This is a genomic window from Chryseobacterium sp. CH25, from assembly GCF_004119455.1.
Taxonomy (GTDB): Bacteria; Bacteroidota; Bacteroidia; order Flavobacteriales; family Weeksellaceae; genus Chryseobacterium.
Window position 1 is genome coordinate 93,670 of the sequence record NZ_NRQT01000008.1, and the last position, 11,912, is coordinate 105,581.

General features: G+C 39.6%; 4 protein-coding genes and 1 pseudogene. All 5 read left to right on the top strand.

Annotation, left to right across the window (positions count from 1 at the left end; genetic code table 11):
* Positions 1 to 74: 74 nt before the first annotated feature.
* The 5 genes and pseudogenes from BOQ64_RS17485 to BOQ64_RS17505 all read left to right on the top strand — a co-directional run bounded on the left by BOQ64_RS17485 (position 75) and on the right by BOQ64_RS17505 (position 11,868).
* The gene (locus tag BOQ64_RS17485) at positions 75 to 7,199 is read left to right on the top strand and encodes a beta strand repeat-containing protein (protein ID WP_129058502.1); all 7,125 of its coding nucleotides are present in this window, start codon (positions 75 to 77) and stop codon (positions 7,197 to 7,199) included.
* A 136-nt stretch (positions 7,200 to 7,335) separates the two neighbouring features.
* Positions 7,336 to 7,887, top strand: a complete 552-nt coding sequence (locus BOQ64_RS17490) for a hypothetical protein (RefSeq protein ID WP_129059771.1) — start codon at positions 7,336 to 7,338, stop codon at positions 7,885 to 7,887.
* 84 nt (positions 7,888 to 7,971) lie between these two features.
* On the top strand, positions 7,972 to 9,405 hold the full coding sequence (locus BOQ64_RS17495; protein ID WP_129058503.1) for a hypothetical protein: 1,434 nt from the start codon (positions 7,972 to 7,974) through the stop codon (positions 9,403 to 9,405).
* A 186-nt stretch (positions 9,406 to 9,591) separates the two neighbouring features.
* Positions 9,592 to 11,031: a T9SS type A sorting domain-containing protein gene (locus BOQ64_RS17500; RefSeq protein ID WP_129058504.1), complete on the top strand. Its 1,440-nt coding sequence runs from the start codon at positions 9,592 to 9,594 to the stop codon at positions 11,029 to 11,031.
* Between the two features lie 82 nt (positions 11,032 to 11,113).
* Positions 11,114 to 11,868, top strand: a pseudogene (locus tag BOQ64_RS17505) (SDR family oxidoreductase).
* Positions 11,869 to 11,912 lie beyond the last annotated feature (44 nt).

The window sequence follows — 11,912 nt, forward strand, 5'->3', positions numbered from 1 at the left end:
ATCCGGAAAAGTTTCTAATAAAACCATCATTGCATGGTATCGTTTCCACATGAACTAAAAATAAAATTCAAATAATGAGAAAACACAAACTCTTTTTATTCATATTGCTCTTTCTGGGTAATTTGATACTATACGCACAGTGTAGCGTGAATGCAGGAGGAAATGCCACCATATGTGGCACATCCTATACCCTGCAGGGAAGCTCCTCAGGCAGTTCAAACGGAGTAGCTGTCTGGACCCTCGTATCCAAACCTTCAGGCGCTCCTGATCCGGTGATCAGCAATACCAACTCTCTGACCCCCAATATTACGGGAATGACTTATCCTGGAAATTATGTATTCCAGTTGACCCAAAACTGCAGCCCATCAGGATCTGCAACATCGCAAGTAACCATTACTGCACCGGGAGATATTTCTGCCTTTACCGCAGGACCGGATATTACCAATGTGCCGGCTACTACAGGTACTGTTACCCTCAACGGTGTAGTACCAGCAGGTTATACAGCATCTTGGACGTATTATAACATTCTCGATAAAGAACGCTATAATAACACTACTACGACTAATGCTATAATGTCTAATAACAATACGGCAAATCCAACACTCGCTCTTATAAAAAAAGGAAATCATGATATTGATCCTGCTTATCGTGTGGTGTTAAGAATTACCTCTATTAATAATCCTAGTTGTTGGTATGAAGATTATGCTATTGTTAGATTTATTCCCAACCAGAATCTTATATTCAATCCAACATACAGCCATTGTTATTCTTCAACAAATAATGATCGTTATATTGGTTTAGCCAATAATTCTCCTGTATTTTCAACTAGTTATCCTAATGTTTCTGGTAACCCGGCTTTCGGTACAACAATTTCTGTTAATCCGATAAGCCAGCCTATTGGTGGAAATATTTCCTTTAAAGAAATAACAGGAACCAACCTATACTTAAATGGGATAAATGTAATAGGAACCTATGCATTTACTATAACTATTTCAAATTCTAACGGAAACTACACCACCCCTCAAATTACTTATACCTATAACGGTACATCACCTAATCAGGTAAGCTTTTTAGACTCTGCATATCCTAATCAAATGCAAGTATATTCCTCCGGTAGTAGTGGAGGTGCAATTTATTGTAACATGGTTGGTTCTAATACCCCAATCTCTTTTTATTTTAAGATTGATCCCTCCAACTTGCCAACTATTATTACAAAAGTAACGACAAGTGGGACACTCCCATCTGGCGGAGCTCCAGGAATAGTGGAAAACGGAGCAGGTACAATGGACAGAAGTGCTACATTAACCCCTCCTACAGGCGGTTGGAGAGCAGGTACTTATCGTTTTTCTATAAGCACTACTTCGGGAGCATGTAGTGTATCTCAAAGTTATTATATTCATATATCAGATGGAGCTCGCCCTAATGTTGACGTCAATAACATGACAATATGTTATTCTGGTTCTGGTAACACTTCTGCTACCATAGCACTTCCTTCTGTCTATCAGGAAAGTGCTTCAAATCCTAGTTATTTTCAGAATTTTAGCGGCAGATATGATTTTACGCTTGTCTCTAAACCTTCAGGTGCAGCTGATCCTGTTTACGAATCAACAAACCTTAGGAAATTTACCAATACTTCTACAACCATTAGTAACTTAAATAAAGAAGGAGAATATGTTTTCAAAATAAAAGCAGTTCCGGATGCAGGTGGTGTAGATCCAAAGTTTATTAGCTTAGAATATGCCTGTTCGGGAACATCTTTAGAAGATACATTTTCGATATTCGTTTCCCAACAAATAGGTGCTAATGCAGGATCTGCCCAAACATTGGTAGGATCTGCCCAGACAACTCTTAATGGAAACAATCCAGGAGTAACCTCTACAGGAGTTTGGACTTTGGTATCAAAGCCAGCAGGAGCAGCCAATCCTGTTATTGTAACACCAACAGCCTACAATACAAACGTTACAGGGCTTAATAATACAGGTACTTATACTTTTCGATGGACAGTTACTACGGGTACTTGTGTGAGCACCAGTGATGCTTCAGTGAATGTTACTGCACTTTCCCCGGGAGGAGTAAATGCTGCTGTATGGTATAAAGCAGATGCTGCTGTATATTCCGATGCGGGTACTACCCCATCAGCGGATAATACAGCTATTCAGCAATGGAATGACCAAATGGGTACAGGATATCATCTTGTACAGGCTACTGCTGCACAAAAGCCTACTTTCTCTAACCAAAGTACCCTTGCTAACTTTAATCCAACCGTAACCTTTAATTCTACAGGACACGGAGTAGGACAAGGTGGCTTTATGGCTGCGGACCCTGGTGCAGGAAATGCCATTATAAACCGTGCACAGGGAAGTATCTATATCGCCGGTAAAATGAATACTCTTGGTGCTGCAGGGCTGGCAGGCTTTGATCAGACCATGGATTATCCGGGGCTGCATATTTCTAATAATGCAACAACTGATAAACTTTTATTTTATACAGCAGGAAGTGGTTACACCACACTATCCACCAATTTATTTGCAGCTAAAAAACCTTTTGTAGCCGGCTCTTCATGGCTGAATGCAGCAGGGGCTACAGCAGCATACACACTTGCTAAAGCATGGTTAGACGGCAACGAGTCTGTTTATAATAATACTGATATTAACGTCAATACAATTGATAATGCAACAACCCGTCTTTTCAGAATAGGACGTGATACCAATTGGGGAAGCCATGACGGGCAGATAAATGAAGTAATTGTATTTGCAACACCTCTTACAGCACTGGAAAAAGCACGTGTAGATTCTTATCTTTCTGTGAAATGGGGAACAACCCTTACAGGAGATTATGTAAATTCTGCAAGTACTATTATCTGGAATAATACGGCTGCCTATCAAAATAATATTATAGGCATCGGAAGAGATAATCTTTCTACTTTGTATCAGAAACAGTCCCGAAGTGAGAACCCGGATCAAAAACTGATTATTGGTGCAGGAAATTCTTTAGCGAATACTAATGCCACCAACACCAATATCCTTACTGAAGGGCAATTCCTTTTAACTGGTGACAATGGTCAGAAACAAATTCTAACAACTCCACTTTCTTACACAGCCGGTTCTAACGGTGTCACCAACTACCGTTTTGAATCTATCTGGAAAGTACAGAATACAAATACAGTAGGAACTGTTACGGTTGCATGGCCTAAAAGTATCAGCAACCTGTATTTAGTACAATCCTCTGATGCAATCTTTGATGGTACAGATATCTTTACCCCAATGGCAACAGAGGTTACGGTAAACGGTGTAATATACAACATTGCTAATGTAACCTTGGCCAACGGACAATTCTTCACTTTTGCAGGTTTTGCACAAGCACCTGGAGGAGTTATGGGTGCTGATTTCTGGGTTAAATCAGACGATGCCGGTACAATTGCCACAGCATGGAAGGACAATTCTGTTTATGCAGACAATATCCCGAACGTAGGCGGAGTAGCTTTATCAGCAGCGGACAGAAATCATAATTTCTATCCATACACCACAGGCTATACTTCTGCCAAGTATTTTCATAATAGTAATTCAGTAATGAACCCATTGGGTAATGTAGAATTAGCTAATACTAATACGTCTATCTTCTCCGCGGTAAGGCCTACTGATTCCTCAGCCGGGCGTATTATAGGGATAGATAACGATGCTGCCAATGCTGCAGAACCGGGAGTTTCCATTACAGCAGCCGGAAATCCAAGACAGTATGAATTTTTCAATTCAACAACGTCCTCTGACTTTTCTACCCAGTTCAATATTGGGCAGTCTAATATATTTTCGGCATTAGCCAATAATACCATAGCAAACGGAGGAACTTCCACTATTGCCGGAGGAGAAAAAAGATTGGGCCTAAATGGCTCTTATCAAACCTTTTCAGGTTTTGCTGCAGCTAATAAATTTCAGATCTATGGTACAAATCTAAGATTAGGTTATGCTACATGGGATGTAAGCGGAGCTTTCCCTGGTGACCTTATGGAAATTGTATGGTACAACCGTACACTAACAGATAATGAGCAATCTAGGGTAAACACCTACCTTGCTATTAAGAATGGAGTTACGGCTACAGAAGATTATCTTACTGCAAACAGTAATACTGTATGGAGTATTAGTACCAACACAGGCTACAACAATAATATATTTGGTCTGGCAAGAGATAATTCTTCAGCATTACACCAGAAACAGGCAGCCAGCACGGCAACAGGTCAGAAGCTTGTTATTGGTAATGGAACAACTTTATTGGACTCCAATATTGACAATACCAACAACCTTACAGAAGGACAATTCCTTTTAACTGGTGATAATGGTCTGAAACAAAGCCTAACTACTCCACTAACATATACAGCAGGTTCTAACGGAGCAACCAATTACCGTTTTGAATCTATCTGGAAAGTACAGAATACAAATAGTGTAGGAATCGTAACGGTAGCATGGCCTAAGAGTATAAAAAACCTGTATTTGGTACAGTCTCCGGATGCCGTTTTTGACGGAACCGATACTTTCACACCAATGATTACAGAAGTTACCATAAATGGAACAGTATACAATACAACAAATGTAACCTTAGCCAATGGACAGTTTTTCACTTTTGCGGGCTTCGGAAATGCTCCGGGAGGAGTTGCTGCCAATCTTTCTTACTGGTACAGAGCTGATAAAAATGCAGTGAATACAGGGGCAACAACGGATGTTACAGGATGGACGGATATGTGGAACGGAACAACAGTGGCACAAAGAGCTACCAATGCACTTCCTAAATATGCTGTAGGAACATCAAGCTACTTCAACTTCAATCCTGGGATTAACTTTACAGCTATTAACCAGACGCTAGGTACTATAACAACACAAACTGTAACCAATACCAGCAATGACATATTTACAGTGACCAAAGAAGGCATGACTGCACCAGGTAGCCCAAATCCTCACTTCCTGAGTATAGGTATGGATAATGTAAATAACACTATTGCAAATTGGGATTATACAGGAATGTATCCTACTACCAATGTCATAGAAAGAAGAGTTGTAGGTGGTGGAACACAAATGGTTAATTCAGGGTTACTATACTCTGGCACAATTCCCAGCATTATGTACAACACCTTTACTAATACCACATTGGCAAGAGGTCTTAATGGTGCTGCTAACGCTGCTCCTGCAAACTACACAGCTGTAGGTCTTGCCTTGGGAGGTCATGTATTTGGAGATACCCGCTGGACAGGTAGTGGAAGTGATAACGGTGGATTTATTGGTAACCTTGGAGAGACCATTATTTATGGTGCCGGTAATTTAACTGCTATAGAACGAAGAAGGGTTGACTCTTACTTAGCGATAAAGTACGGAATTACATTAGGACGTGTAAATACAGACCATTACCTGGATACAGATGGAAACATCGTATGGAACGGTACATCCAACACAGTTTACAACAATAATATCTTTGGGGTAACACGAGATGATATTGAAGCCTTTGAGCAGAAAGTATCAAAAAGTGTAAATACCGGAACAGTACTTACAATTGCAACTATCAATGATTTTGTGAATCCGAATAATGATAACACGCGTACCGGATTTACCACCGACAAAACCTATTTCCTTTTGGGAGATAATACGAATACTGCTACAACACCTGTAAATGTTACAGTAGGCACAAAGACTTTTAATAGAATTCCGAGAGTATGGATGGCACAGGAGAAAAAAGCTGACGCAGGCTCTTTATTCTTTGAAGCTGATCTGACTGCTTATAACAGTACAACGTTCAACACCACATCTGGCATGATAGTAATGCTGGTAGCAGATGATGAAGCTTTCACAACCAATGTTACAGTAGTGAACCCTACCTCTAATAATGCTGCTAAATGGGTATTTAACCAAAACATAGCTGATGGCAAGTTCATTACATTTGCCGTAAACCCTTGCTTTGGTCCGGACTCAGACGGAGACGATGTTCCAGACATGTGTGACTTAGACAGTGATAACGATGGCATTTTGAATACAGCTGAGGGGTATACTTGTGGGCCGGTTTCAATCCCGACATCTGTATTAGCCACTGCACATGTGATGAATTATAATTTTACTGATTATAATGGTATTAAAGGTTTTAATGTAAAATTAACCTCAACTGGAAATGCAGATCGTTGGGCTTCTCCTTCAGGTCAATTTAATATGAGCGGTATAGAACCACTTAATACTGGGAATAATAAAGTCACTTATGAGTTTGATCTTCCGGTAGATAATTTAAAATTCTGGATAGGAGACCTGGATCGTCAGGAAAAAGTAAATATTAATTTCTATGACCAGAATGGGAACAGAATTACCAATCTTGTACCCTATTCTACAGTAAAGGCTGAAGTTGTAGCTGGCAGCACAACATTTACAACAGATGCTACCTATGGAGTTAAAATAGCCACAACCCGTGATACTGATTCAAACTCAAATCTCAATTATGTGGAGATTTATGTTCCGGGAACAATGATCAGTAAAATAGAAGCTACTTTCACTGGAGCCAGTTCTGCAGGAGGTACACCAGAATATTATCTTGCTAATATGTGTACCAAGAGAGATACAGATGGTGATAGAATCCCAGACTATTTAGATCTTGACAGCGATGGTGACGGTTGTCCTGATGCCAGAGAAGGAACGGGAGGTTTTACTGCTGCTAATCTTGTAAATTCTTCTTTACCGGGTGGTAATACAGGAGTTAATTATACAGGAACAGCAGGTCCAGTTATTCAAAACCTTGGTAATACTGTAGGAAATACTTCCACAACGATGGGTATACCCACTATTGCAGGAACAGGGCAAGCTGTAGGAAGCTCCCAAAATGCATCAGTTTCAGCCTGTATTCAATATTGTTACAAACCAGGAATTACAACAGGAGGTCCTGCGTTAGACACTAAAATGGGAATAACCACATTAAGTAGAGCTGGAGCACAGCATGCTGATCAATGGCCAATGGTAAGAAAAGGTGGCTGGCTCGCATTAGAAGCAAAAACTAAAGCTTTTGTCCCTAACAGAGTGGCATTCACTGCAGGTAATCCTGTAGGCATCAATCCTGCCAACTTTGTAGAAGGCATGATGGTATATGATACAACCAACAAATGTATGAAGATGTACACCCTGAAAGCTGGTGACGCTTCTATGGCTTGGCACTGTATCTCTACGCAGGCCTGCCCGGATTAATACAACTTAATTAAAGTTAGCAACTGGCAATAGGTCATCAGAGCTATTGTCAGTTTACTAACTATTAGAAAATGAATTCAAATATGGTCTTCATTCCAACCGATGAATATATTTCACGAACACAAAATGTAATAAAATGAGTAAGTACAACACAAAAACAGCATTGTCATCTCTATTGATATTGACTGCTATAACAACGCAAGCACAAGTTGCAATCGGAAAAAAAGACATTACCAACACTTCGGTTTCCTTAGAATTTGCTGATACTGAAAACAGAGGTTTTATTCTTCCCTACATAATTGATAAAAGCAGTATAACACAAGAAGGAAGCACTATTTTCGATACAACAGATCATAAAGTAAAATACCTGAAAGATCCAGGAGTATGGGCTAACCTCAGCGAAGATGACGGTACAGCAGCCACTATAGGAACTGCAGATCTTTCTATACAGGGAGCAGGCAAAACAGAGCAGACTACCGCAAAAACCGCTATCGGAACCAATGCTGCAGCCAACACCACAGACGGGATTCTTGTTTTAACAGATACAGACAAGGCCATGATCTTGCCCAAAGTCGCCAGTCCGCATACAGCTATCATTAACCCTGCACCAGGAATGATGGTATATGATACTGTAAAAAAACAACTTGCTGTGTACAACGGCAAGGTATGGTCTTTTTGGAAACCTTAAACCTATAAGAATTAATAAAAGAGTCTGTTTATCTCTTCAATAGACTCTTTTACATTCAATAAACGTATTAATTTATTTAAACTCATGAAAAGAATTACATTTTTAGTAGGAATACTTGTATTGATCAATGTAAGTGTATCAGCTCAAGTAGGAATCAATATAGGAGCTCCAAAAGCTACATTGGATGTTGTTGGAAAAGCAGCTGACACTTCCGTTCTGGATGGTATTATTCCACCAAGAATAACAGGTGCACAACTAAGAGCGAAAACATACACAACAGCACAGACAGGTGCCTTAGTGTATGTAACTCTTGCTGACCCATCACCTTCAGGCCAGACAATCAATGTTACTGCTTCCGGACATTATTATTTTAATGGAACCCTATGGCTAGCAACTGGTGGATCTGGGAATGTGAATATCTATAATGCAGACGGAACACTTACTGCCAATAGATTTGTCACGATGAATTCCAATGTATTAAGTTTTTCCGGAATTGATGGGACCATGAAAATAGATAATGATGGAGAATCGGAACTCCTTATAGATGCTATTAATTCTAACACAGCCAGAGCACGCTTGACCGCAGGGACTGCTGATTTGCAGATTGCCGCTAACCCTGACGGAAATGTAGATATTATGGCTACACCCGGAGGTACTAATTCGTTAGGTTTTGGCACTAATACCGGAGCAAGCCCTTCTTCAAAATTAGAGCTTTATACTCTGGGGAATACAAGAATGACCATAGATGGGAAAGGCAATGTTGGTATCGCAACCAATACCCCTACCGAAAAATTACATGTTAATAATAATATCAGATTTCAAAGCCTGCCACTTAACGGTACTGCCAATGCTATCAATACCACACCTGCAGGGGCAGCTTCACCAACTCAAAATCAGACATTTACCGCAACAAGAACAGTTGTTGCTGATGCCAATGGTGTTTTAGGGTATGTAACAGGATTGCCCAGTACCGGAGGGGGAACGGCTCCTTCCGGCTCCATCAATATAGGAGAAACAATTTCAGCCGTCTATTCCGTGCCAGTTGCAGCTGCAACTGTAGCCAGTGGTGGTTTCAGATTAGGAGCTTATGCAGCAGCCAATGGTCTTACGGCCTTACCATCATTGGATGGAATTCAGATGGATTTATTAGGCTATAATTCAGATTATTACACTCCAATAATAATCAATACATCTTCAGCAGCTCAATTGATTAGTTATCAAACTTTTGCTACTCAGGTAAATGAAAACAGAACGCTTCTGAATCAGTCTCTTTCACCTTGTCCTTTTAATGCCAATACATTTAGTGCTAACCTTTGGGATGGTAATAATACTGTAGGATGGCGGGGTGTTGATGCTAATAATATTGTGTTTTGGAATACTGCCAATGCAGAAGTAGAAACCACCAATCTACAGGTTCAGGTCAATGCAAATACCTATAGATGGTATGAGTTTAAATGGTGGTGTATGGAAGTAAGTGGGAACAAAAAGATCTTTTTATCTGTCACCCGTAAAGCATAATATAGTCTGCTGCTATCAGCAACGTATAGTTTGAATTCAATAGTACTGATTTTAGTATTCTGGGCAAAACAAATTCATCAGCTGTGAACGAACTAAATAATAGTAATTACATACAATTTCACTTTAAAATAAAACCGAATTATTAATCAATCAAAAATCAAATTTATTAACTAAAAATTTAAAATTATGAAACAAAGAACATCTTTTAGAAACAAACAAAAAGCAATAATGCTTGGTGTAACCACATTTTTATTGGGTTCCAGTATGATGAATGCTCAATGCTCTTTAACCGGATGGAAAAAGTTTTCACAGGGAGAGACTTTCAGCGTTGCTTTAAAGGAAGACGGAACGCTTTGGATGTGGGGACAGAATGTTAATGGTATTCTGGGAAATGGCTCCGGTACGGCAACCATAGTTCAATACCCTACCCAGATAGGAACAGACAATGACTGGACGGATATTTCAGTGGGACGTTGGTTTGTTTTGGCCAAAAAGACCAATAATAACCTTTACGGCTGGGGAGACAATCAATTCGGTAATTTAGGAAATGGGAATAATACAGTACAATATTCTCCCATTATGATTGCCCAAAATGTAAAGTCTTTTTCAGCAGGCTATCATCACTCAATGATTGTAAAAACAGATGGTACAATGTGGGGAGCAGGTTATAATGATTGGGGAGGTCTTGGTATGGGAACCAGCCTTGGCTGGTACAACACCTGGCAGCAAGAATCTTCGCTCGCTACCAACTGGGATAAAACATCTGCAGGATATTATAACTCATTTGGGATCAAAACCAACGGAACACTTTGGTCTTGTGGCACGAATATAGAGGGGCAGACCGGGACTGGTGCTACTGGTGGAGAATCTGATGTTTTTGTACAAATAGGAACAGATACAAACTGGAAAGATGTTTCATGTGGGGTTTATCACGTTTTAGGACTTAAAACTACAGGAAAGCTTTTTGGCTGGGGAGCCAGTCATGATGGAAGATTGGGTATTGTGGGAGCGGGTGCTCAATATTTCAGAACTCCACAAGCTATAGAACCTTCTTCAGATTATACTCAAATTGCCACTTCATGGGATGCTTCGGCTATTGTGAAGAATGATAATACATTATATGCATTTGGTATTAATCATAATGGTATTACCGGGGGAACTGCAGTAAGCACATACAATCTAGCCCCACAACAGGTAGGTACAGATGCAAACTGGAAAACATTAGCCCTTCGTGTAGGAGGGTATCACTTTGGAGCTGTGAAAAATGATACTTCATTATGGGCCTGGGGTGCAGACAATCTTTATCAACTAGGTAATGGTGATGGTATAACAGCCGATAAAAACATTCCTACTCAGGTTACCTGTTCCGCATCTCTGTCAACAAATGAAATAAGAGCTAACAAAAGTACATTAAGCTTATACCCTAACCCAGCTAAAGATATCTTGCATATAAAAGATAGTAAGAACTTACAGCAGATCAGAATATACGATTCCAACGGCTCGTTAGTAAAATCTATTCCAAATTTTGAAAATGCATCAACAATCAATATCTCGGATTTGCCAACTGGTGCTTATTTTATCAATGCAGACAACGAAACTCAAAGCTTCAAATTCATAAAGAAGTAAATAATTCTTGAACAATAATAACAGCTTCTATTTCTAGAAGCTGTTTATCAATCAAATAATACAATCAAAAAAATTACAAATTATGTCAAAAAATGATTTACAAGGAAAAGTAGTATTAATAGCCGGAGGTGCAAAAAACCTTGGCGGTTTATTAAGTCGTAATCTTGCTGCAAAAGGAGCTAAACTTGCTATTCATTATAATAGCGATGGTACAAAGCCGGATGCAGAAAAAACATTAGAAGAAGTAAAAGCGTTAGGTGCTGATGCCTTCATCTTTCAGGGGGATTTAACCAAAATAGAAAACATTACCCGCTTTTTGATGAAACGGTTTCAAAATTCGGAGGAATAGATATCGTCATCAATACGGTCGGAATGGTTCTAAAGAAACCTTTTGTAAACACTACCGAAGCAGAATATGACAGCATGAGCAATATCAATTCAAAAGTTGCCTATTTCTTTATCCAGGAAGCAGGTAAAAAATTAAACGATAATGGAAAGATCTGTACGATTGTGACCTCTTTACTTGCAGCCTATACAGGATTTTATTCCACTTATGAAGGGATGAAAGCACCTGTTGAGCATTTCACAAGAGCAGCATCTAAAGAGTTTGGAGAGCGTGGAATTTCTGTAACAGCTGTTGCACCAGGACCAATGGACACCCCGTTTTTCTATGGCCAGGAAAGCGATGATGCTGTGGCGTATCACAAATCAGCGTCTGCATTAGGGGGACTCACAGATATTAAAGATATTGCCCCTCTTATTGAATTTTTGGTTTCTGATGGCTGGTGGATTACCGGGCAGACTATTTTTGCCAACGGTGGTTATACAACAAGATAATGATTAATTGAATACATGATAACCTATACATTAATGACAAATCA

Bases quoted from the DNA above. Each gene is read 5' to 3' on its own strand.
- BOQ64_RS17485 (WP_129058502.1), top strand. From the start codon at position 75: ATGAGAAAACACAAACTCTTTTTATTCATATTGCTCTTTCTGGGTAAT.
- BOQ64_RS17495 (WP_129058503.1), top strand. From the start codon at position 7,972: ATGAAAAGAATTACATTTTTAGTAGGAATACTTGTATTGATCAATGTA.
- BOQ64_RS17490 (WP_129059771.1), top strand. From the start codon at position 7,336: ATGAGTAAGTACAACACAAAAACAGCATTGTCATCTCTATTGATATTG.
- BOQ64_RS17500 (WP_129058504.1), top strand. From the start codon at position 9,592: ATGAAACAAAGAACATCTTTTAGAAACAAACAAAAAGCAATAATGCTT.